Origin of the sequence: Paraclostridium dentum (assembly GCF_012922555.1) — a bacterium.
Classification (GTDB): domain Bacteria; phylum Bacillota; class Clostridia; order Peptostreptococcales; family Peptostreptococcaceae; genus Paraclostridium; species Paraclostridium dentum.
Genome location: NZ_WIPK01000001.1, coordinates 1,183,773 through 1,205,856, shown reverse-complemented (window position 1 = coordinate 1,205,856; position 22,084 = coordinate 1,183,773). Strand labels below are relative to the sequence as shown.

Here is a 22,084-nt window from a genome sequence, read left to right as displayed (position 1 = left end):
AACTAAAAATTAGGAGGATAAATATGAAAAATACAGTCAAAAAAGAGGATAATAGAGTATTTTATATTTCGTTATTGATAGTATTACCTATGTGTTTATGGGCAGTGATATCGAGTAAAAGTTTTTCAAAGGCAGCAGATGCAGCATTAAGTTTTTTGACAAGTAAGTTTGGATGGCTATATTTAATATCAATGCTATTGTTTGTAATATTTGCAATATGGTTAGCTTTAAGCAAATATGGAAATATAAAATTAGGGCCAGATGATTCTAAACCGGAGTATTCAACTTCATCATGGTTTGCCATGTTATTTGGAGCTGGAATGGGTATTGGTCTAATATTTTGGGGAGTAGCAGAACCATTATCTCACTTTGTTTCACCAAAAGGAAACATAGCACCTGGAAGCACAGAAGCTGCGGACTTTGCCATTAAATCATCATTTCTTCACTGGGGGATACACCCTTGGGCAGGGTACAGTATAATTGGATTGTCTCTTGCGTACTTTCAATTTAGGAAAGAAAAATCAGGGTTGATAAGTTCAATATTAGAACCTGTAATAGGAAAAAAGATAAATGGATGGATAGGAATAACAATAGATGTTCTTGCTGTATTTGCAACTATAGCAGGGATAGCCACATCTCTAGGACTTGGAACTATGCAAATAAATAGTGGACTTAGTTATTTGTTTAATGTGCCTAATAACGCTATTACTCAAATCATTATAATTGCTATAACAACTTTTGTATTTATAGCTACAGCTGTATCGGGAGTAGATAAAGGAATAAAGAAAGTATCCGATTTAAATTTAATACTAGCGCTTATAGTAACTGCTGCAGCTTTTTTAGTAGGGCCTACATTAGAAATAATAAATAGTTTTACAAATTCACTAGGAAGCTATGCTCAAAATATATTATCAGATAGTTTATCAATAGGAGCATATTCTGACAATACTTGGACAAATAAATGGACGGTATTTTATTGGGCATGGTGGATAGCTTGGGCTCCTTTTGTAGGGACATTTATAGCTAGAATTTCAAAGGGAAGAACTATAAGAGAATTTATAGTAGGGGTTATGGGAGCTCCAGCAATTGCATCTTTTATATTCTTTGCAATATTTGGGAACCTAGGAATTAATCTATCTTTTGGAAAAGGGTTAGAACTTACGGCAATTGAAAATATAGCATACGATGTATCTACTGCATTTTTTTCAGTACTTAGTAATTATAATTTTGGGTTTATAATATCTATTATAACAATAATACTTCTAATTACATTCTTTATAACATCAGCAAATTCAGCTACATTTGTTTTAGGAATGTTTACATCACAGGGAGATTTAAATCCAAGTAACAGAAAAAAAATAATGTTAGGCTTATTACAATCTTTTTTAGCTGTAGTACTTTTGTTAACGGGAGGTCTAAATGCACTTCAGACTTCATCTCTGATTGCGGCGTTTCCATTTATATTTATAATGATATTAGCATGTATTGCCTTAGTTAAAGAACTCAGAAAAGAAAATCTAAATGAAAAAGAAGAAAAGGAAATTAGCAAATAAATAGATTAGAGCTACTTCGAAATGGAGTAGCTCTGTTTTATTAAAAAACATTATAAATACTTAATTTCCCACAATATGCTAGAATTAATGTATGAAGTAAAAAATATAATATATAGTAAGTTAGGAATAACTAAAAGGAGGTATTAACATGCAAATCTTAACAATTGAAAATGTACCAGGGAAAAAAATAGTAGAAGTTGTTGGGTTAGTTAAAGGTAGTACAATAAGGGCAAAACATATAGGAAAAGATATTGGAGCAAGTTTTAAGCAATTAGTTGGTGGAGAGCTAAAAGGATACGATGAAATGCTAGAAGAAGCTAGAAAAGTAGCTATAGGAAGAATGGTTGAAGATGCAGAGAACAAAGGAGCTAATGCTATAATAGGATTTAGACTAACATCAGCAGCAGTTATGCAAGGAGCAGCAGAGATGCTAGCTTATGGAACTGCTGTAGTTATAGAGGAAGAAAAATAAATTGTTATATTTTATAGGAATGATAGTCATATGTGCATATGTAGCTATCATAGTTGGAAGTATAATATTACTTATCTTAAAGGTTATAGAAAGAAAAAAAGAGAAACAAGAAGAAGACTGGGATAAGTATGATGATTATTAAATTTATAAATTTAAATAATTATGAATATTTTTTAAAAGTATTGACAAAATATATTAAAAAGTCATATTATAAAAATAAGCAATTATAAAAAAAGCTTTGACGAGAAAGAGTAAGGTTAATGTAATCTTTACAGAGAGTACCCGGTTGGTGAGAGGGGCAAAAGATAATTTAACTTGAATACATCTCTGAGCTGCACTCCGAAAGATAACAACCAGTAGGCAGTTGCCGGATTTTGCACACGTTATAGTGCTAGAGTATCCCAATAAGTTGGCGTACTTGAAGAGGTCATTATTGCGAGATAATGATGAATTAAGGTGGTAACACGTGAGTAATACTCTCGTCCTTTTTATAAGGACGGGAGTTTTTTTATTGTATTGGCGCCGTATAATATTTAAGCTCCCATCCTTAAAAATTAATTTATATAAAATTTTAAGGAGGATTAATTATGAAAAGTATAGATGAACAAATAAGAATAATATCTAAAGGTGTAGATGAAATAATAGGAATAGAAGACCTTAAAAATAAATTAGAAAAATCTCAAAAAGAAAATAAACCTATGGTGGTTAAACTAGGATTAGACCCTAGTGCACCGGATATACACTTAGGACACACTGTTGTACTGAGAAAGATGAAACAGTTACAGGACCTAGGTCATAAAGTAATTATAATTATAGGAGATTTTACAGGTAAAATAGGAGATCCTACAGGAAAATCTAAGGCTAGAAAGGCTCTTAGTACAGAACAAGTATTAGAAAATGCTAAGACGTATGAAGAGCAAATTTTAAAAGTGCTAGATAAAGAAAAAACAGAAATTGTTTTTAATAGTAAGTGGTTATCAAAGTTAAGTTTTGAGGAAGCTATAAGTTTAGCCGCTACTACTACAGTAGCTAGAATGCTTGAAAGAGAAGACTTTAAAAAAAGATATGAAAGTCAAACTCCAATATCTCTACATGAATTTTTCTACCCTCTAATGCAAGGATTTGATTCAGTGGAGATAAAAGCGGATATAGAATTAGGAGGAACTGATCAAAGATTTAATGTATTAATGGGAAGATCATTACAAAAAGAATTTAATCAAGAACCTCAAGTAACTATATTTATGCCACTACTTGAAGGATTAGATGGTAAAGATAAAATGAGTAAAAGTTTAGGAAATTACATTGGAATAGATGAACAAGCTAATGTAATGTATGAAAAAGCTATGACTATACCTGATGAACTTATAATAAAATACTTTGAATTAGTAACAGATATTCATCCTGATATAGTAGATAAGATTAAGTTAGACCTAGAAGAAAATAGAGTAAATCCTAGGGATATAAAAATGAACCTAGCTAAAGAAATAGTTAAACTATACCATGAAGAAGAAAAAGCTATTGAGGCTGAAAATAGATTTAAAGAAGTTTTTCAAAAAGGCCAAATACCTAATGATATAAAAACTATAGCGGTATTAAAATCTAAATTTGATTTGATAGATGAGCTAGTTAAAAATAAATTAGTAAGCAGTAAAAGTGAAGTTAGAAGACTTATAACACAAGGCGGGGTTAAAGTTAATAATGAAAAACTAGATGATATAAAGAATATAAATATAAATGAAACTATGATAGTTCAAGTAGGAAAGAAAAAATTTATTAAAATATGCCTAAAACAATAATTTCAAAATTATTAAAAATTTATGGACTTTCTAAAAACTTAGAAAGTCCATAAATTATCTAATGGAAATCTGGATGCTTATCATTTAATTCAGCTTGTCTTTTTTCTATTATTTTCTTAACATCATCTTCACATAAATTTGTCTTAGCTAGGATATCTGACATCCCAACGTTATTTTCAAGTAATGATTTAGCATGCTCAACAGCTTTTTCGTATTCACCTTTTTTGAATTTATGACTCATATAAACACATCCTTTCTTAAATAGATTTCCACAGAATTAGTAAGTTATAACTGTAAAATAATACACATTAAAATATTAATAAAGTTTGATATTAAACTCATATACATGTATAATTATTTTAGAATGAAATTAAGTTACTTTTTACAAAGGGAGTTTATATAATGAGTAATATAAAAATACTATGTGATACAATGAATGATGTACCCGAGAATATAATGAGAACATACGATATAGAGGTACTGCCAACAACTATAATATTTGAAGGAAAAGAGTATAAAGCAGGAGTAGACATAGGTGAAGATGAATTTTACAAATTACTAAGAAGTAGTGAGAATATACCATCTACATCTCAAATTACATATGCTACATTTAAAGAAACTTTTGAAAAGTACATAAATGAAGGTAAGAAAGTTTTATACTTAGCGGGTTCATCTGCTGCATCTGGAACATATCAATCAGCTATGATAGCTAAAAATGATATTGAGGGAGAGGTTTATATATTTGATACATATGGACTTTCTATAGGCGGTGGAATTTTAATAGGTGAAGCTGCTAAAATGGCAACTGAAGGATATGATATAGAACAAATAATGAATAAATTAGAAGAAGAAAAGGAAAAGGTAAATGTATTTTTCTCTGTTGATTCATTAGACTACCTACAAAAAGGTGGAAGAATATCAGGAACTAAAGCTGCTATAGGAACTTTACTTAATATAAAACCAATATTAAAAATAGAAGATGGTTTAGTTAAGCAAAAGACTCAAGTAAGAGGTAGCAAGAAAATAATACCTTCATTGATAGAACAACTTAGATCAGAAATTGGTGAAGATTTTTCAGACAAAGATGTCTATGTTGGATATGGTGATGATGTAAACGAACATAAGAAATTTATGGAAAAAGTAAAAGAAGAGTTAGAGCCAAGAAATGTATATCCTTTCAGAATAGGAGCTTGTGTTTCTTGTCATTCAGGACCTAGCGTTTTAGGAATAGCATGTTTAAAATAAGGAATTATAATATTATAATAATAAAGAAAAAGACCCCTAAATTAAGAGGTCTTTTTTTATCTGCAATTTTTTTGAATATAGTTTAACGAACTTTTCATATCGTTAAAAGAATTTCTAGGAATCATTAAACGTTCAATTCCATTATAAAATCCATAGACATCAAAAATTTTATCTATTTTTACTTGTATTATATCGTCGATAATATCTATATAAATACATTTAGAATATTTACTAAAAGATTTAAATATAAGAATTTTATTGCTACTTAGTTGAATCATTTTAAAACCATTAAGGTATAAATTACTATCTAAAAAATTCATAAATTCTTCCATAAAATTACCTCCGACTACTAGTATTAACAAGGTTTTTGATTTATATAACTATTTACTAAAAATTACAACATTAAGGCATAAACTTGTATAAATTTTCCTATTGTAGTAAATTAAAAACGAGGTTAAGTGACATAATTATATATATACTTTGTAGGAGGCAATTCAATGAAAATAAATAAAGAGAAATTCATATATGAATTTACAAGGAATCAAGCTACTCATGAAGAAATACATGAAAATATATTAGAGGGAATGAATGTGCATGGAGCAAATTTTATAATTTTAATTTGTGCAATAATAATAGCATCTGTTGGGCTGAATATGAATGCTACTGCAGTTATTATAGGGGCAATGTTAATCTCTCCACTAATGGGTTCAATTATAGGAATAGGGTATGGTGTAGGTACATATAATGTGAAGCTTTTAAGAGAAGCTTTCAAAATTTTAATAATTTCAATTGTAATAAGTATAGTAACATCTACACTTTATTTTTCAATTACGCCAATAACAACAGCCGGAAGTGAAATATTATCAAGGACTAGTCCTACTATTTGGGATGTTATAATAGCTTTTGTAGGTGGAATAGCAGGGATGATAGGTATAACTCGTAATAAGGCAAGTAATGTTATACCTGGAGTTGCAATAGCAACTGCGCTTATGCCTCCACTTTGTACAGCTGGATATGGACTAGCTACAAAACAATATGGAATGTTTTTTGGAGCTGGGTATTTATTTTTTATAAATGGATTTTTTATAACAATAGCAACTGTAATAGTTACGAAAGCATTAAATATTCCAACAAGAATAAACATATGCAATATAAAAGAAAGAAAAGTTAAAAAATTTATAATCATAGCATCTATAATTGTTATAATTCCAAGTATGTTTTCTGCAGTTAGTATGATAAAAGAAACTCTAGATGAAAGTAATTTAGATAAATTTATAAGAGAAGAATTAGGAAATCAATATGTTGTAAGTAAAAAAATAAGTGAAAAAAATGATACAATTACATTAGTTGTAGTAGGGGAAAGAATCTCTAATAATCATTTAAAAGAATTACAACAAAGTTTAAGTGATTATGGATTTGAAGATAAAAAATTAGTTGTACAACAAGATGAAAGTAAAATTTCAGATATTGACAAATACATAAATGAAATTAAAAACAAAAGTAGTGATTTTATAATAGACAATCAGTCTAAAAGTAAAAATGAAGTAGAAAAACAAATTAAGGAATCTGAAATGGGTACAAGTGAAATTTCAAAAGAGTTAAAGGCTATATATCCTCAAATAAATGAAGTATATTCAGGTTATTTAATTGGTGAAACGGATAAATCTAAAGAGATTCCTACCTTGGTAATATATAGTAGTGATGAAAATTTATCAAATAAAATAGATAATATTGAAAAATGGTTTGAAGCAAGAACAGGTCAACAGAATGTAAAAGTCTATGTAGAACAACGTAATCAAGAGGATGCAAAAACAGATAATGAAATTAATAGATAATTTTAACAATAACAAGCAATAAATACTAATTGTAGATGATTTTTAAAATATATGTTTGTTTTATTATAGAGAGATATATAGAAATATGCTATAGTTAGAAAAGTAAAATATATTTTGGGAGTTGGGGTAAAATGAGTGAAAATCAAGAAAGCTTAGTTGATCCACTTTTAAAAAGTGGTAGCGTTTATAAATTAAAATGTAATAAATGTAGATCTATATCTATACAAATTACACAGAATAAAGAACCTGATTGTATTTGTTTAGAATGCGGAGGTAAATGTATTTCATCAAAAATAAAATAATTTATTTAAAAAGGCTACTTCAAAATAGTTATAAAAATATTTTTGAAGAGCCTTTTTTACTTTAATATAAAAATTATTGTTCTTAGGAGGAATAAATGAAAAAAACTATAGGCGTACTAGCTCATGTAGATGCAGGTAAAACTACATTTTGTGAGCAAGTTTTATATCACACAAAATCAATTAAAAATAGAGGAAGAGTGGATGATAAAAACACTTTTTTAGATAATCATGAAATAGAAAAACAAAGAGGTATAACTATATTTTCTGAACAAGGCAAATTTTATTATAATGGATCAAGTTATAATTTAATAGATACTCCAGGTCATATAGATTTTTCTCCAGAGATGGAAAGATCTATAAGGATAATGGATTATGCAGTTGTAATAATAAGTGCTGTAGAAAAAGTTCAAGTACACACTAAAACTGTATTTAGGCTATTGAAAAAACATAGAGTTCCTACTTTTTTATTTATAAATAAAATTGATAGAAGTGGTATTGATGCAGAACTTTTATTAAGTGATATTAAATCAAAACTAACTGAAAATACTGTGGATTTAAGTGATAAATTAAATATAGATGGAAGCGATATAACACTAAGTGAAGAGTTAATTGAATTTATAGCTGAAAGTGATGAAGAACTAATTGAAAGATATTTAAATGATGATTATGATGAAAAAATATGGATATATAAGTTGAAAGAAAAAATAAAAAAGTGTGAGATATACCCTATGTTGAGAGGTTCTGCCCTTCATGATATAGGAATACAGGAATTTTTAGAAAAGCTTGATTTATTAACTTATACGGAATACAAAAATGATGAAGATTTTATAGGGAAAGTTTATAAAGTAAAGTATGATGAGAGTAGAAATAGAATAACGTATGTAAAAGCTATTAGAGGTAAAATGAAAGTAAAAGATGAAGTCTCATATATTGTAGGTGATGATATAGATACTGAAAAAATTAATAGCATTAGAATATATAGTTCTAATAAGTTTGAAAGTATTAATAAAGTTGAAGCAGGTCAAATTTTTGGAGTTGAGGGTTTAAGTGAGGCAAATCCAGGAACTGTTTTGTATAAAAATTTTTCTAGTAATTTTTATGAAGTCGATTGTGAATTAGATATGGTACCTACATTAACTTCAAAAGTTATATTTGATAAAAGTTTAAATGTAAAAGAAGTTTTGAGTATTTTTCAAATTTTACAGAATGAAGAACCTTCTTTGAATATATTATGGAATGAAAATTTAAAAGAAATACAAGTAAATATAATGGGGAAAATACAATTAGAGGTTCTAAAGGAAATTTTAAAAAGTAGATTTGGTTTAAATATTGATTTTGGAAAAAGTGAGATATTATATAAAGAAACTGTAAAAGAAAAAACAGTAGGATATGGGCATTTCGAGCCGTTAGGGCATTATGCTGAAGTACAATTAATCATAGAACCTGGAATGCGAAATAGTGGAATTAACTTTAAAAGTATTGCACATCCAGATAATTTAAATCAAGGGCATCAAAACCTAGTTAAAACACATATATTTGAAAAAGAACATAATGGAATTTTAGGTGGTTATCCTATAACAGATATTGAAGTTACTTTGATTACTGGAAGAGCTCATAACAAACACACTAGTGGAGGTGACTTTAGACAAGCTACTTTAAGAGCATTAAGGCAAGGGCTAGAACAAGTTGAAAATAAAATATTAGAGCCTTTTTATAAATTTAAAATAGAAGTAGGTCATGAATATATAGGTAGGGTAATTTCAGATATACAAAAAATGAATGGCGAATTTAATAACCCTATAATAAGTGAAGGTATTTGTACAATAGAAGGTAGAGGGCCTGTTGCCACGTTAATGGATTATCCGATAGAAATCATTAGTTTTAGCAAAGGTAGTGGAAGTATTGTATTTATATTTGATGGATATGATGTATGTCATAATGAAAGTGAAGTAATTTACAATAAAGGATATGACAAAGATAGTGATATTGAATATACGTCGAATTCTATATTTTGTTCAAAGGGAGAAAGTTATACGATAAAAGGAAAAGATGCGAAGGCATTTATGCATTGTCTATAAAAAAGATTTTTTTACAAGAATATAATATGATAGTAATCAATATAATATAGAAGTTTTAAAGCTTAAATATTAGGGGGGGATTATTATTGTATTGTAAGAACTGTGGAAATGAACTAAAAGAAAATGCTAGTATATGTGTAGATTGTGGAGTTTCTATAGGTAAAGGAAATAAATTTTGTAAGTTTTGTGGAAATGAAGTAAATGAAGATTCAAAGTTTTGTATAAGTTGTGGAAATGAATTGAATAAGCCTTATATACCTAAAATTAAGGATTGTACTAATCGAAAAATATATTGTAGAAACTGTGCAAATGAAATGGATTATGAGTCATCTATTTGTACTAAATGTGGAGTAAAAAGGGGTGGAGGAAATTCATATTGTTATGCATGTGGGAAAGAAACTGATGAAAAGGCAGACATATGTGTTCACTGTGGAGTAGAACTCAAAAAAAGATTTTCAGTAGCCAATACAAAAGGAACAAAGAGTAAATTAATGGCTGTAATTTTATGTATATTATTTGGAACTATGGGAATACACAGGTTCTATGTAGGAGATAATACTGAAGGATTTATTTTACTAGCATTAACTTTAGGCGGGATTGTAACGTGTGGAATAACTACTATAATTAGTGGGATTTGGGTAATTGTGGATTTGATTTTTATAATAATAGATAAAATAACAGATGAGAATGGCGAACCACTTCAATGGTAAAATAATTAGACTTTTAGTATACATTTTTATAATTACAATAATATACTTAATTCCAATTAGCTATATAGAAAGTAGAAGTTTTTGTTTATGGTATAATTTATTTGAATTAAAATGTTTTGGATGTGGAATGACTAGAGCTTTTTTTAACTTATCAAGATTAAATATAAAAAAAGCTATAAATTACAATCATATGATTATTTTGGTTATTATCCCAGTATATTTGATTTTAAAAGATATATTGAATATATTAAAGTGTGAATTTAAAAATTTGAATAAAAAGTAAAAGTATGTAGTTAATAACTACATACTTTTTTTATGTGATTTATTAAAATGTATACTTAATTTAGGTGAGTTGAATTTGTATTGTTAAATTGAATCGATATGTTACAATATTATACAGTGAAACTTATAAAAAAAGGAGAACGTATGAAAAGATATAAAAAAATACAAAAAATAACAATATTTATTATTTTATTTATTGCAATTATATTTACATCAGGATGTAAAAGTGAGAATTTAAAGGAAGTTAAAAGTGAAACACAGGTAAAGTCTTATGAATCAGATAATAAATCACAATCGGAAATACACTTTATAGATACTGGAAATAGTGATGCTATACTTATAAAACAAGGAGATAAATCATCACTTATAGATGGTGGAGATAATGATGATGAAGGAAGAGTTGTAGAATATCTGAAAAAATCAGGAATAAAAGAACTTGAATATGTATTTGCTACACATCCTCATGCAGATCATATTGGAGGACTTGATGCAGTTATAAACTCAATACCAGTAAAAAATGTTTATGTAAGTAATGGAGATGCAAATACAAAAACATATAGGGATTTTATAGAAGCTATTGCAAACAAAGGACTATATCCTAGTGTACCTTTATTAAATAGCGAGTTTGATTTAGGAACGTCAAAGTTTAAAGTTTTATCAGTTGCAAATACAGACGATCCAAATAACAATTCTATAGTTCTTGAATATATAAATGGAAATGATAAAATATTATTAATGGGAGATGCGGAATCTGAAATAGAATCAAAAATAAATACTGAAGATGTAGATTTGTTAAAAGTGGGGCATCACGGTTCTCATAGTAGCACAAGCAAATCTTTTTTAGATAAGATATCACCAGAATATGCAGTTATAATGGTAGGTAAGGATAATAAATATGGACATCCACATAAAGAAACTATGGAGAAGTTAAAACAAGAAAATATTGAAGTACATCGAAGTGATGAGTGTGGGAATATAGTTGTTATATCTACTGGAGATGGATTAAAAATTGATTGTGCAAAAGGTAGCTATAAAAGTGGAAGTGATAAGGGGTACTCAAATAATAACCCAGGAAATATAAATAGCAGTAATTTAAAAGAAGAAAAAGTATATTGGACACCAAATGGTAAGTCATATCACACAACTAATAAATGTAAAAACTTGAGTAGAAGCAAAAACATACTTTCAGGAACGATAAAAGAGTCGGGAAAACTTGATTCATGTGATTCTTGTCACTAATTAATATGAAATAATAATTGAAGTATTTAGTTATTATTGATATATTATATTAAGAAAAAAATTAAATATATATTTAGACGCTAGGGCTAGCATCAGGAGGAAATATGATTGATATAACAGAATTAAAATTTGAATTTAGACAACAAGGAGAAGCTCACAAAGTTGATTTTATAGGTCTTTGTCATATAACAGAAGATCTTTTATGGTTTTGTGAAGAAAGTAATGCTATAGTTTTTGGATTTGAAGATGATAGTGAGTATAAATTAGTTATTAATGAAGATACAGAATATGAGGATATACAAGAGTTCTTTGACAATATAGGAGAAGATCAATGTATATCAGATAGTATAAATATAAAACTTTTAAATTATAGAAATTAAAAAAATTTTAAAAAAGTGTATACATTTTTAAAATAAGTGATATAATAAGTAGTACAGTGATTAAAGAATTACTGATTTAAATAAATGGAGTTAAAAACTTCATGTAGGTATTTAGGAGAACATTTCAATGACTAATGGAATAGTAAAATGGTTTAATAGTGAAAAAGGATTTGGATTTATATCTGTAGAAGGTGGAGATGATGTATTCGCTCATTTCTCAGCTATACAAAGAGACGGATTCAAAACTTTAGAAGAAGGTCAAAAAGTAAGCTTTAATATAGTTGAAGGTGCTAGAGGTCCTCAAGCAGAAAACATAACTATATTATAATTATAGATTGTCTAAAAAAAATTCTCTCATATGAGAGAATTTTTTTTGTCAATAATTAAAATAATTTTAAAATATATGTAATCTTAAGAAATTTTTTTGTTTACAAAAACTTAACAAAAACATAACAAATTAGCATATAATTATTTCAAAGGTTAAATTCTGAAAAATTTTAATATATAAAAGATTTTAACTTAATAAAGGGGGATTTTTATATGGAGCTTTTTAATCCAGTAGTAATTTCTATTGCTGTGATGATTGTACTTTGTTTGTTTAAGTTTAATGTTTTTTTATCAATTATTGTAGCAGCCATAGTTGCTGGGGTTTTTTCTGGGATGTCTTTAAGTGACACCATGACTACTTTAGTAGGTGGAATGGGTGGAAATGCAGAAACTGCATTAAGTTACATATTATTAGGAGCTTTGGCTGTAGCTGTAAGCAAAACAGGACTAGCATCAATTCTAGCAAAAAAAATATCTCAGGTAGTTAAGGACAAAAAAATTACACTAATCTTATTAATAGCATTCATATCATGTTTTTCTCAAAATCTTATTCCAGTTCATATAGCATTTATACCAATATTAATACCATCATTATTATCACTTATGAATAAATTAAAAATTGATAGAAGGGCAGTTGCATGTGCACTAACATTTGGTCTTAAAACACCGTACATTGCAATACCAGTTGGCTTTGGGTTGATTTTCCAAAATATTATAAGAGATCAAATGATAGCCAATGGAATAGATACAACTACTAATATGGTTACAGGCGTAATGTGGATACCTGCGATTGGTATGATTTTAGGTTTGCTAGTAGCTGTATTTATAACATATAGAAAACCTAGAGATTATAAAGATGTGAAAATTGAAGGGTTAGAAGAAAATCAAATTGACGAAAAAATGACAACTAAACACTGGTGTGCACTTTTGGGGGCTATAACTGCATTTGTAGTTCAAATTCTAACTGGATCACTACCACTTGGAGGGTTGTGCGCTATAATAGTATTATTTGTTACTAAAGCTATTAAATTTAGTGAAATAGATGAGTTAGTTGATGGTGGAATAAAAATGATGGGCCTTATAGCATTTATAATGCTTGTAGCAGCAGGGTATGCAAGTGTTCTTAGAGAAACAGGGCAAGTGGAGGCATTAGTAGCATCTGTATCTGGAATAGTTGGAAATAGCAAGTTCATAGGAGCTTTAATTATGCTTTTAGTAGGACTACTAGTAACTATGGGAATAGGAAGTTCATTTGGAACTTTACCGATAATAGCAGCTATTTATTGTCCATTAGGTCTTAGTTTAGGATTTAGTATTCCAGCTATAATTTTATTAATAGGAGTTGCTGGAGCTTTGGGAGATGCAGGATCGCCAGCATCAGACAGTACACTAGGACCTACAGCAGGTCTTAATGTAGATAAACAGCATGATCATATTTGGGATACTTGTGTTCCTACATTTTTGCATTATAATATACCACTATTGATATTTGGATTAATAGGAGCAATGATATTATAATTAAAAAACTAGTCATATGACTAGTTTTTTTAATGCAAATTTAAGATTTATACAAATAATGTATAAAATAGCAATTAAAGTGCAAATTATTATATAAATAATAATTTAAATTTAATAGCAAAAGATGATCATATTAGAAAATAAAATTTCGTTTGATTTTATTGAAGTTTCACAATTTAAAGATATGTTAAAAAAATTTAACAAAAAATACTATTTAAAATTTAAAAAATTGAGCGAATTTTGTAAAAATATGATATAATCGATTTAGTTAAAAAAAGGAAGGTGAAATAAATGAGCAAAAAATTGTCTAAAGAAGCATATGGAGGGATACATGGAAAAGAATATGTACCTTACATAACAGACAAATCAAAAACAGGTGCAAACGTTGCTGTATTAATTATAGGTATTCTTTTAGCAACTATATTCGCAGCATCTACAGCATATTCAGGTATGAAGGCAGGACTTACAGTTGCAGCTGGTATACCGGGGTCTATAATAGGATCAGCATTTATTGCAGCATTTGCTAGTGGAAAAGGTATTCTAGGGAAAAACATAGTACAAGGTATGGCAAGTGGTGGGGAATCAGTTGCTAGTGGTATGATTTTCGTTTTACCAGCTATATTACTAATAGGTAGCCAAGTTAGCTTCCTAGAAGGTTTAGCAGTGGGAGTAGGTGGAGTTCTATTTGGTATAGGAGTTTCATCACTTGTTTATAATTATTTAATAATAGAAGAACATGGTAAGCTTATGTACCCAGAGTCAATGGCTATATGTGAGACACTTGTAGCATCAGATGCAGGTGGAGACTCAATGAAGTACATGGGAATTGGATTTGGAATAAGTGGTATTATAACAGTATTAACAGGGTCATTCTTAAATGTAACAAATAATGTAATAAGCTTTATAGGAAATAAATTCTATAAATATAAGTTCGAAGTTGAAGTTAACCCATTACTTTTAGGTATAGGGTTTATAGTAGGACTTGAAGTATCTTTAACAATGTTTGCTGGTTCTATATTAGCAAACTTTGGGATAACACCATTAATATCTTACTTTACTGAAATGGCAGGGCCAGGAGCAAATGTTTGGAATAACTCTTCAATGGCTATAAGTCAAATGGGTGTAAATGATATCGGTGGTAACTATGTAAAATACATAGGAGCTGGTATGATGCTTTGTGGAGGTATAATAGGAGCAGTAAAACTTATACCAACTATAATAGCATCAGTTCAAGAAACTATGAAAGCTAAATCATCTAATGATGGAGAAGGAAGCTCGGCTCTTCAAACTATAATATTATTAGGTGGAATAGTAATAGCATTTGTAGCAGGATTCATTATATCTGGAAGTGTAACAATGGCAATAGTTGGAGCTATAGCGTCAGTATTATTAGCTGGATTATTCGTTATAGTTGCAGGACGTTTAACAGGAACAATAGGAACATCAAACTTACCAGTATCTGGTATGACAATAGCATCTTTAGTTATATTAACTTTAGTGTTTGTTATAATGGGATGGAAAGGTCAAGCAGATAATAAATCATTATTATTATTTGGTACATTTATAGTAGTTGCTATAGCTATAGCTGGTGGATATAGCCAATCTCAAAAGGTTACTTACATCATAGGTGGAAGCAAGAGTGAAATGCAAAAATACTTTACAATAGCTGGTATAGTAGGTGTAATAGTTGTTGTTGGAACAATATTATTACTTTCAAACCAACTTACAATAACAGGAGATAACCCTCCGTTTGCATTACCTCAAGCAAACTTAATGTCAACACTTACTTCAGGAATAATGTCAGGGCAATTACCTTGGGTTATGATAATCGTTGGAGTATTCATGGCAATAGTTTTATACTTCTTAGGATTACCAATAATGACAGTTGCAATAGGATTCTACTTACCAATAGCAACAACTTCTATAATATTAGTAGGAGCATTAATCCGTGTATTCGTTGAAAAAACTTCTAAATCTGAACAAGAAAAAGAAGGTAAAGTTTCAAATGGTATAAGTTTATCATCAGGACTTGTAGCAGGAGGATCTATAATAGGATTAATAGGTATAATATTACAAGTAACAGGTGTTATAAAGAGTGCAGGTCCAAGTGGATTCGCAGCTGGAAATATGATGGCAATAATATTACTAGTAGTATTAGTAGTATGTACTGCATTGCCGATTGTATCATCTAAGGTTAAGAATAATGAAAAATAATGAAGATGTTTTAAATTTAGTCTTTAAAAAAAATGAAAATATAGAGTACAAAGTAAATGAAAGTGGCATAGTGATTATACAAGAAAAACAAGATCATAAGATTCAAAGAGTTTTTAGAAAATTAAGATTTAAAATTCCTATGTATAAAAATATAGAACTTGATGAATATGGTAGTTTTATATTCTTGCAAGTTGATGGAAATAAAAATGTTAAAGAGTTAGGTGAGATTTTAGAGTCAAAATATGGAGAAGAATCACATCCTCTTTATGAACGACTACTTTTATTTCTAAATCACATTGAAGTAAATTGTCATTACATTGAAAAAGTACAATAAATAAGTAATAGAGTTAACTAAATAGTTAACTCTATTTTTTTGCAAAAAACAGAAAAATCTAAAAAAAATGTCGAATTTGAATAGTTTTAATAAAGTTAAAATTCTAAAAAAGTTAGATTTCAAAATATTGTGGTATAATGAGTTTAATCAAACAAAAGGATGGTGAAATTTAATGAGTAAAAAATTACCTAAAGAGGCTTACGGGGGCGTATCAGGTAAAGATTATGTACCCTATGTAACAGACAAGTCTAAAACAGGTGCAAATATGGCAGTACTTATAATTGGTATTGTTTTAGCAGTAGTTTTTGCAGCGTCTACAGCATACTCAGGTATGAAAGCAGGACTTACAGTTGCAGCTGGTATACCTGGATCTATAATAGGGTCAGCATTTATAGCAGCTTTCGCTAAAGGAAAAGGTATTCTAGGGAAGAATATAGTACAAGGTATGGCAAGTGGTGGAGAATCAGTTGCTAGTGGTATGATATTTGTACTACCTGCTATTTTATTAATAGGTAGCCAAGTGACATTTTTAGAAGGATTTGTTGTAGGAGTAGGTGGAGTTCTATTTGGTATAGGAGTTTCATCACTTGTTTACAATTATTTAATAATTGAAGAACATGGAAAGCTTATGTATCCAGAATCAATGGCTATATGCGAGACACTTGTAGCATCAGATGCAGGTGGAGACTCAATGAAATACATGGGAATTGGATTTGGAATAAGTGGTATTATAACAGTATTAACAGGATCATTCTTAAATGTAGCTAACAATGTAATAAGTTTTATAGGTGATAAGTTTTATAAGTGTAAATTTGAAGTAGAGGTTAACCCACTACTTTTAGGTATAGGATTTATAGTAGGTCTTGAAGTTGCATTAACTATGTTTGCAGGATCTTTATTATCTCACTTTGGAATAATGCCTTTAATAGGATACTTCACTGATTTAGCAGGAGAAGGAGCTAAAGTATGGAACGATCCTTCAATGCCTATAAATCAAATGGGTGTAAATGATATAGCTGGTAACTATGTAAAATACATAGGAGCTGGTATGATGCTTTGCGGAGGTATAATAGGAGCAATAAAACTTATACCAACTATAATAGCATCTGTTAAAGAAACAATGAATGCTAAATCTTCATCAACTGATGGAGAAGGAAGTACTACTCTTCAAACAATGATATTATTAGGTGGAATAGTAGTTGCAGTTATAGGAGCATTTTTAGTTTCAGGAAGCGTAGTAATGGCAATTGTTGGAGCAATAGTTTCAATAGTTTTAGCTGCATTATTTGTTATAGTTGCAGGACGTTTAACAGGAACAATAGGAACATCAAACTTACCAGTATCTGGTATGACAATAGCATCTTTAGTTATAGCAACATTAGTATTCGTTATAATGGGATGGAGTGGACAAGCAGATAATAAATCATTATTATTATTTGGTACATTTATAGTTGTGTCTATATCAGTAGCTGGAGGATATAACCAATCTCAAAAAGTTACTTACATAATAGGTGGTAATAAAAGTGAAATGCAAAAATATTTTGCAATAGCAGGTATAGTAGGTGTAATAGTTGTTGTTGGTACAACAATATTACTTTCTAACCAACTTGTAGTTACAGGGGATAATCCTCCATTTGCATTACCTCAAGCAAACTTAATATCAACACTTACATCAGGAATAATGTCAGGGCAATTACCTTGGGTTATGATAATTGTTGGAGTGTTTATGGCAATAGTTTTATATTTCTTGGATTTACCAATAATGACAGTTGCAATAGGATTCTACTTACCAATAGCAACAACTTCTATAATATTAATAGGAGCTTTAATCCGTGTATTTGTTGAAAAAACTTCTAAATCTGAACAAGAAAAAGAAGGTAAAGTTTCAAATGGTATAAGTTTATCATCAGGACTTGTAGCAGGAGGATCTATAATAGGTCTAATAGGTATAATACTACAAGTATCAGGTGTTATAAAGAGTGCAGGACCAAGTGGATTTGCATCTGGAAATATGATGGCAATAATACTTTTAATAGTATTAGTAGGACTTACTGCATGGCCAATAATAACATCTAAGGTAAAAAATAATGAAAAATAATGAAGAAGTTTTAAATTTAGTTTTTAAAAAAAGTGAGAATATTGAATATGAAGTAAGTTCAGAGGGGATAGTTACTATACTTGAAAAACAAGATCATAAGGTTCAAAACTTTTTTAGAAAATTAAAATTTAAAATTCCTATGTATAAAAAGATGGAATTAGATGAATATGGCAGTTTTATATTTTTACAAATTGATGGTAAAAAAAATGTAAAAGAATTAGGAATAAAATTAGAAGAAAAATATGGAGGAGAATCACATCCTCTGTATGAAAGATTGCTTTTATTTTTAAATCACATTGATGTTAACTGTCATTACATTGAAAAAATTGATTAAAAAGAAGAGGATATCTTAATATTTACTATTAAGATATCCTCTTTTTATATTATGAATTGTAAAGATTTGAAACTTTTTTCCAATCTATTATATTCCATATGTTATTTACATAGTCAGCTCTAAGATTTTGATATTTTAGATAATAAGCATGCTCCCAAACATCAATTGTAAGTATAGGGACTAAACCATCTTGAAGGTTTGTGTCTTGGTTTGATGTAGATTTTATAAATAAATTTTTATTTCTATCCATAAGTAAAGACGCATAACCTGATCCAAATTGTGCTATAGCTTTTTTACTTAATTCATCCTTTAAATTGTCAACATTTCCAAAAGTTTGGTTTATTTTTTCTAGTAAGTTACCTTCTGGAACTAGAGAAGCTTTGGGAGATAGAATTGAAAAATATAAGTTGTGATTATAAACCCCACCACCTTGGTTTATAACTCCTTGTCTAATTTCTTCTGGTAAGTCAGACACATTTTTTAGTAATTCCTCTAAACTTTTTCCATCAAAAATATCTTCATAACCTTTTAAAAGATTATTTAAATTATTTACATAAGTTTGTAGATGTTTACCATAGTGTATTTCTACAGTTTTAGCATCTATATATGGTTCTAATTCATTAAATTTATATCCTAACTCTATTTTATCATACATTTAAAACACCCCTTTTTATTAGTATAATATATATATTCCCTTAAATTCAATATATAAACTAATTTAATAAAAATAACCATTATCATTTTTGAAAATAAGTTTTGCCAATATTAAAATTTTACTTTTTATAATATTTATGTAATTATATTATTAAATTAAACAAATTAGAAAATTATATTTTTAGAATTAATAATTGGTAACAATTAAAAAATAGTTGTCAGGAGATAAGTTATGGAAGTGACATTCATGCATAAAAATAGAGAAATAAGATTTAATATAATTTATAGAAAAAGGAAAACTATGAGCCTAGAAATTAAAAGAGATGGTATTATTAATGTAATTGCGCCTAATGGTTTGGACAAAACCTTTATAGTTGATAAAGTAAAAAATAAATCTGATTGGATAATAAAAAAATTAGACGAAATTGAAGTTCTAAATAATAATCGATATACAAGAAGTTATGAAAGTGGAGATATATTTTTATATTTAGGTAATGAGTACATATTAGAAGTTTTGGTAGATAAAACCACAATTGGAACTAGTGTTAGTTTAGAAAATAATAAATTAATAGTTAGATCCAACTCCAATAATAAAGATGTTATACAACGTGCTTTAAGAAATTGGTATACTGATGAAACCTTAGGTATTACTAAAGAAAGAATAAACTACTATAAGCTCTTTTTTGGAGATACAGTAACCTCTATAAAAATTAAAGATCAGAAGTCAAGATGGGCTAGTTGTACTTATAAAAATGAAATACTATTTAATTTAAGATGTTCAATGATGCCTATACAAATAATTGATTATATAGTTGTACATGAAATGTGCCATATGGAGCATAGAAACCATTCTAAGGACTTTTATTTAGCTGTGGAAAGAATTTTACCGGATTATAAGGAAAGAGTTAAATGGCTAAAAAATAATGGGGTGCGAATGAATTTTTAGAAAATTCTATAAAAACAGTTGACAAAGTATAATAAAGTGTATAATATGTAAAATATAAATAAAATTAAAGGCGAAGAAAAGGAAAGTAACTTTAAGAATACTTTTACAGAGAGCTTTTGTTGGTGAGAAAAAGCAAAGGATATTAAAGTGAAAATGGCCTTGGAGCTGTGTACCGAGATCTTTATGATTTAGGCTACAACGGGTTCACCCGTTACAGTGATAGAGTATAACCAAAATTTTGGCGTACTTGATGAGGTTTGTATTGCGAAATACAAATAAATTAGGATGGTAACACGAATTCAACTCTCGTTCCTAAGATTAAGTTCTTAGGGTCGGGAGTTTTTTTATTCCCAAAATTGAGGTTATGTTAAAACAATAAAAAATGAAGGGAGATTAAACAATGAAAAAAGAAGTAAAAAGAGGTAATCCATTAGCTTTATTACCATTAGGTGTATTTTTAGTATTGTTTGTAGGAAGTGGAATTATAACTGGGGATTTTTATAAGATGCCAGCATTAGTAGCTTTCTTAATAGCAGGAGGTATAGCTTTATTATTTAATAAAAAAGAAAATTTAGAAACTAAGATGAATGTATTTTGTAAAGGTGCAGGAGATACAAATATTATATTAATGGTTATTATATTTTTATTAGCTGGAGCTTTTTCAAGTGTAGCAAAGGCTATGGGTGGGGTTGACTCAACTGTAAATTTAAGTTTATCAATATTACCATCAAATCTTTTAGTAGCAGGATTATTTATTATAGGATGCTTTATATCAATATCTATGGGAACATCAGTTGGGACTATAGCTGCATTAGCACCGATTGCTCTAGGCGTAGCTCAAAAAACTGGCATTCCAGTTCCGTTAGTAATAGGGGCAGTTGTTGGAGGTGCTATGTTTGGAGATAATCTATCGATGATATCAGATACAACGATAGCAGCTGTAAGAACACAGGGATGTGAGTTAAAAGATAAATTTAAAATGAACTTTTTAATAGTATTACCAGCAGCTATTGCAACAGCTATAATTTTAACAGTAGTAACACTTGGATATGGGAATGTAGCAACTCAATCTTATGAGTATGATATTATAAAAGTTTTACCTTATATATTAGTTTTAGCAGGAGCTTTAATAGGTGTAAATGTATTTGTTTTGCTTGGAAGTGGAATATTATTTGCAGGAGCTGTGGGAATATTTTCTAATTCATTTGATATTTTAGGGTTTATAGGTGCTATATCGGAAGGCTTAGGTGGAATGTATGAACTAAGTTTATTAGTAATTGTAGTTGGAGGAGTTGTATCATTAATTAAGTTTAATGGGGGAATTGATTATATACTACATTTCATAACTAGCAAAATAAAAAGTAAGAAAGGTGCAGAGTTTGGAATAGCAGCATTAGTAAGCGTTATAGACTTATGTACTGCTAATAACACAATAGCAATTGTAACAGCAGGACCTCTAGCAAAGGATATAGCTGAAAAATATGATATTGATCCAAGAAAAACAGCTAGTATATTAGATATATTTTCATCATGCTGGCAAGGTGTAATACCTTATGGAGCTCAGCTGTTAACGGCAGCAGGGATAGCTGGAATATCACCAGTTGAAATAATAAAATATCTTTATTATCCAGGATTAATGTTTATTTGTGGAATAGCAGCAATTACTTTTTCACAAGTTGTAGTGAAAAAAAGTAGCTTAAAAGAAAATATATAAATTAGAATAAAATTATAAAAAGAAGTTAGCACATAAAATTACTTATATTGTGC

General features: G+C 28.8%; 23 protein-coding genes and 2 other annotated features. Of the genes, 20 read left to right on the top strand and 3 right to left on the bottom strand.

Features of this window, described 5'->3' with window-relative positions:
- Positions 1 to 23: 23 nt before the first annotated feature.
- The 4 genes from GFJ41_RS05800 (at position 24) to tyrS (ending at position 3,821) form a co-directional block, all read left to right on the top strand.
- Positions 24 to 1,553, top strand: a complete 1,530-nt coding sequence (locus GFJ41_RS05800; RefSeq protein WP_170074850.1) for a glycine betaine uptake BCCT transporter — start codon at positions 24 to 26, stop codon at positions 1,551 to 1,553.
- Positions 1,554 to 1,701: 148 nt separating this feature from the next.
- A complete protein-coding gene (locus GFJ41_RS05795; protein ID WP_021431097.1) occupies positions 1,702 to 2,025 on the top strand; it encodes a heavy metal-binding domain-containing protein in 324 nt (107 codons plus the stop codon).
- Between the two features lies 1 nt (position 2,026).
- On the top strand, positions 2,027 to 2,167 hold the full coding sequence (locus GFJ41_RS05790; RefSeq protein ID WP_021431096.1) for a hypothetical protein: 141 nt from the start codon (positions 2,027 to 2,029) through the stop codon (positions 2,165 to 2,167).
- Positions 2,168 to 2,254: 87 nt separating this feature from the next.
- Positions 2,255 to 2,515, top strand: a binding site (T-box leader).
- A 97-nt stretch (positions 2,516 to 2,612) separates the two neighbouring features.
- A complete protein-coding gene (gene tyrS / locus GFJ41_RS05785; RefSeq protein WP_170074849.1) occupies positions 2,613 to 3,821 on the top strand; it encodes a tyrosine--tRNA ligase in 1,209 nt (402 codons plus the stop codon).
- A 58-nt stretch (positions 3,822 to 3,879) separates the two neighbouring features.
- Here the strand turns inward: tyrS and GFJ41_RS05780 are convergent, their stop codons facing one another.
- Positions 3,880 to 4,062 carry a hypothetical protein gene (locus GFJ41_RS05780; protein ID WP_035118480.1) on the bottom strand — a complete coding sequence of 61 codons (183 nt, stop codon included), beginning with the start codon at positions 4,060 to 4,062 and terminating at the stop codon, positions 3,880 to 3,882.
- 161 nt (positions 4,063 to 4,223) lie between these two features.
- Here GFJ41_RS05780 and GFJ41_RS05775 point away from each other — a divergent pair, with 161 nt between their 5' ends.
- On the top strand, positions 4,224 to 5,066 hold the full coding sequence (locus tag GFJ41_RS05775) for a DegV family protein (RefSeq protein WP_035118481.1): 843 nt from the start codon (positions 4,224 to 4,226) through the stop codon (positions 5,064 to 5,066).
- 56 nt (positions 5,067 to 5,122) lie between these two features.
- Here GFJ41_RS05775 and GFJ41_RS05770 read toward each other — a convergent pair whose 3' ends face one another.
- Positions 5,123 to 5,398, bottom strand: a complete 276-nt coding sequence (locus tag GFJ41_RS05770) for a hypothetical protein (RefSeq protein WP_035118483.1) — start codon at positions 5,396 to 5,398, stop codon at positions 5,123 to 5,125.
- 165 nt (positions 5,399 to 5,563) lie between these two features.
- Between GFJ41_RS05770 and GFJ41_RS05765 the strand changes: the two genes are divergently transcribed.
- From GFJ41_RS05765 to GFJ41_RS05700, 13 genes are all read left to right on the top strand, one after another.
- The gene (locus GFJ41_RS05765; RefSeq protein ID WP_035118485.1) at positions 5,564 to 6,901 is read left to right on the top strand and encodes a DUF389 domain-containing protein; all 1,338 of its coding nucleotides are present in this window, start codon (positions 5,564 to 5,566) and stop codon (positions 6,899 to 6,901) included.
- 131 nt (positions 6,902 to 7,032) lie between these two features.
- Complete coding sequence (locus tag GFJ41_RS05760) at positions 7,033 to 7,203, top strand: hypothetical protein (protein ID WP_170074848.1); 171 nt, start codon at positions 7,033 to 7,035, stop codon at positions 7,201 to 7,203.
- A 95-nt stretch (positions 7,204 to 7,298) separates the two neighbouring features.
- Entirely contained in the window at positions 7,299 to 9,281 is a 1,983-nt protein-coding gene (locus GFJ41_RS05755; RefSeq protein WP_170074847.1) for an elongation factor G, read from the top strand.
- A gap of 86 nt (positions 9,282 to 9,367) precedes the next feature.
- Positions 9,368 to 9,991 (top strand): TM2 domain-containing protein, encoded by a 624-nt coding sequence (locus GFJ41_RS18460; protein ID WP_021433341.1) that lies wholly within the window; start codon positions 9,368 to 9,370, stop codon positions 9,989 to 9,991.
- Positions 9,963 to 10,274: a DUF2752 domain-containing protein gene (locus tag GFJ41_RS19820; protein WP_170074846.1), complete on the top strand. Its 312-nt coding sequence runs from the start codon at positions 9,963 to 9,965 to the stop codon at positions 10,272 to 10,274. The genes GFJ41_RS18460 and GFJ41_RS19820 overlap by 29 nt, the downstream gene beginning before the upstream one ends.
- 143 nt (positions 10,275 to 10,417) lie before the next feature.
- Positions 10,418 to 11,512, top strand: a complete 1,095-nt coding sequence (locus GFJ41_RS05735; RefSeq protein WP_170074845.1) for a ComEC/Rec2 family competence protein — start codon at positions 10,418 to 10,420, stop codon at positions 11,510 to 11,512.
- 104 nt (positions 11,513 to 11,616) lie between these two features.
- A complete protein-coding gene (locus GFJ41_RS05730) occupies positions 11,617 to 11,892 on the top strand; it encodes a hypothetical protein (protein WP_035118491.1) in 276 nt (91 codons plus the stop codon).
- A gap of 127 nt (positions 11,893 to 12,019) precedes the next feature.
- Entirely contained in the window at positions 12,020 to 12,220 is a 201-nt protein-coding gene (locus GFJ41_RS05725; RefSeq protein ID WP_021431086.1) for a cold-shock protein, read from the top strand.
- A gap of 212 nt (positions 12,221 to 12,432) precedes the next feature.
- Positions 12,433 to 13,737, top strand: a complete 1,305-nt coding sequence (locus tag GFJ41_RS05720; RefSeq protein ID WP_170074844.1) for a Na+/H+ antiporter family protein — start codon at positions 12,433 to 12,435, stop codon at positions 13,735 to 13,737.
- A 291-nt stretch (positions 13,738 to 14,028) separates the two neighbouring features.
- Positions 14,029 to 15,951 carry an OPT family oligopeptide transporter gene (locus GFJ41_RS05715; protein ID WP_035118495.1) on the top strand — a complete coding sequence of 641 codons (1,923 nt, stop codon included), beginning with the start codon at positions 14,029 to 14,031 and terminating at the stop codon, positions 15,949 to 15,951.
- Complete coding sequence (locus tag GFJ41_RS05710; protein ID WP_035118497.1) at positions 15,941 to 16,285, top strand: PqqD family protein; 345 nt, start codon at positions 15,941 to 15,943, stop codon at positions 16,283 to 16,285. Before GFJ41_RS05715 ends, GFJ41_RS05710 begins: the two co-directional genes overlap by 11 nt.
- A 172-nt stretch (positions 16,286 to 16,457) precedes the next feature.
- Positions 16,458 to 18,383: an OPT family oligopeptide transporter gene (locus GFJ41_RS05705; RefSeq protein ID WP_170074843.1), complete on the top strand. Its 1,926-nt coding sequence runs from the start codon at positions 16,458 to 16,460 to the stop codon at positions 18,381 to 18,383.
- The gene (locus GFJ41_RS05700; RefSeq protein ID WP_170074842.1) at positions 18,373 to 18,717 is read left to right on the top strand and encodes a PqqD family protein; all 345 of its coding nucleotides are present in this window, start codon (positions 18,373 to 18,375) and stop codon (positions 18,715 to 18,717) included. The genes GFJ41_RS05705 and GFJ41_RS05700 overlap by 11 nt, the downstream gene beginning before the upstream one ends.
- A gap of 49 nt (positions 18,718 to 18,766) precedes the next feature.
- On the opposite strand, the gene GFJ41_RS05695 is transcribed toward GFJ41_RS05700, so the two are convergent.
- The gene (locus tag GFJ41_RS05695) at positions 18,767 to 19,372 is read right to left on the bottom strand and encodes a superoxide dismutase (protein WP_021433332.1); all 606 of its coding nucleotides are present in this window, start codon (positions 19,370 to 19,372) and stop codon (positions 18,767 to 18,769) included.
- A gap of 231 nt (positions 19,373 to 19,603) precedes the next feature.
- Here GFJ41_RS05695 and GFJ41_RS05690 point away from each other — a divergent pair, with 231 nt between their 5' ends.
- Together GFJ41_RS05690 and GFJ41_RS05685 are read left to right on the top strand one after the other, a co-directional pair.
- The gene (locus GFJ41_RS05690) at positions 19,604 to 20,317 is read left to right on the top strand and encodes a M48 family metallopeptidase (protein WP_170074841.1); all 714 of its coding nucleotides are present in this window, start codon (positions 19,604 to 19,606) and stop codon (positions 20,315 to 20,317) included.
- A gap of 64 nt (positions 20,318 to 20,381) precedes the next feature.
- Positions 20,382 to 20,634, top strand: a binding site (T-box leader).
- 83 nt (positions 20,635 to 20,717) lie between these two features.
- Entirely contained in the window at positions 20,718 to 22,031 is a 1,314-nt protein-coding gene (locus GFJ41_RS05685; RefSeq protein ID WP_053832995.1) for a Na+/H+ antiporter NhaC family protein, read from the top strand.
- The last annotated feature ends 53 nt before the right edge of the window (positions 22,032 to 22,084 follow it).

Excerpts from the sequence above, each read along its gene's own strand:
- GFJ41_RS05760 (WP_170074848.1), top strand. The coding sequence starts at position 7,033 with ATGAGTGAAAATCAAGAAAGCTTAGTTGATCCACTTTTAAAAAGTGGT.
- GFJ41_RS05695 (WP_021433332.1), bottom strand. The coding sequence starts at position 19,372 with ATGTATGATAAAATAGAGTTAGGATATAAATTTAATGAATTAGAACCA.
- GFJ41_RS05720 (WP_170074844.1), top strand. The coding sequence starts at position 12,433 with ATGGAGCTTTTTAATCCAGTAGTAATTTCTATTGCTGTGATGATTGTA.
- GFJ41_RS05710 (WP_035118497.1), top strand. The coding sequence starts at position 15,941 with ATGAAAAATAATGAAGATGTTTTAAATTTAGTCTTTAAAAAAAATGAA.
- tyrS (WP_170074849.1), top strand. The coding sequence starts at position 2,613 with ATGAAAAGTATAGATGAACAAATAAGAATAATATCTAAAGGTGTAGAT.
- GFJ41_RS05735 (WP_170074845.1), top strand. The coding sequence starts at position 10,418 with ATGAAAAGATATAAAAAAATACAAAAAATAACAATATTTATTATTTTA.
- GFJ41_RS05700 (WP_170074842.1), top strand. The coding sequence starts at position 18,373 with ATGAAAAATAATGAAGAAGTTTTAAATTTAGTTTTTAAAAAAAGTGAG.
- GFJ41_RS05800 (WP_170074850.1), top strand. The coding sequence starts at position 24 with ATGAAAAATACAGTCAAAAAAGAGGATAATAGAGTATTTTATATTTCG.
- GFJ41_RS05775 (WP_035118481.1), top strand. The coding sequence starts at position 4,224 with ATGAGTAATATAAAAATACTATGTGATACAATGAATGATGTACCCGAG.
- GFJ41_RS05765 (WP_035118485.1), top strand. The coding sequence starts at position 5,564 with ATGAAAATAAATAAAGAGAAATTCATATATGAATTTACAAGGAATCAA.
- GFJ41_RS05780 (WP_035118480.1), bottom strand. The coding sequence starts at position 4,062 with ATGAGTCATAAATTCAAAAAAGGTGAATACGAAAAAGCTGTTGAGCAT.
- GFJ41_RS05685 (WP_053832995.1), top strand. The coding sequence starts at position 20,718 with ATGAAAAAAGAAGTAAAAAGAGGTAATCCATTAGCTTTATTACCATTA.
- GFJ41_RS05725 (WP_021431086.1), top strand. The coding sequence starts at position 12,020 with ATGACTAATGGAATAGTAAAATGGTTTAATAGTGAAAAAGGATTTGGA.
- GFJ41_RS05705 (WP_170074843.1), top strand. The coding sequence starts at position 16,458 with ATGAGTAAAAAATTACCTAAAGAGGCTTACGGGGGCGTATCAGGTAAA.
- GFJ41_RS05795 (WP_021431097.1), top strand. The coding sequence starts at position 1,702 with ATGCAAATCTTAACAATTGAAAATGTACCAGGGAAAAAAATAGTAGAA.
- GFJ41_RS05715 (WP_035118495.1), top strand. The coding sequence starts at position 14,029 with ATGAGCAAAAAATTGTCTAAAGAAGCATATGGAGGGATACATGGAAAA.
- GFJ41_RS05770 (WP_035118483.1), bottom strand. The coding sequence starts at position 5,398 with ATGGAAGAATTTATGAATTTTTTAGATAGTAATTTATACCTTAATGGT.
- GFJ41_RS05755 (WP_170074847.1), top strand. The coding sequence starts at position 7,299 with ATGAAAAAAACTATAGGCGTACTAGCTCATGTAGATGCAGGTAAAACT.
- GFJ41_RS05730 (WP_035118491.1), top strand. The coding sequence starts at position 11,617 with ATGATTGATATAACAGAATTAAAATTTGAATTTAGACAACAAGGAGAA.
- GFJ41_RS19820 (WP_170074846.1), top strand. The coding sequence starts at position 9,963 with ATGAGAATGGCGAACCACTTCAATGGTAAAATAATTAGACTTTTAGTA.
- GFJ41_RS05690 (WP_170074841.1), top strand. The coding sequence starts at position 19,604 with ATGGAAGTGACATTCATGCATAAAAATAGAGAAATAAGATTTAATATA.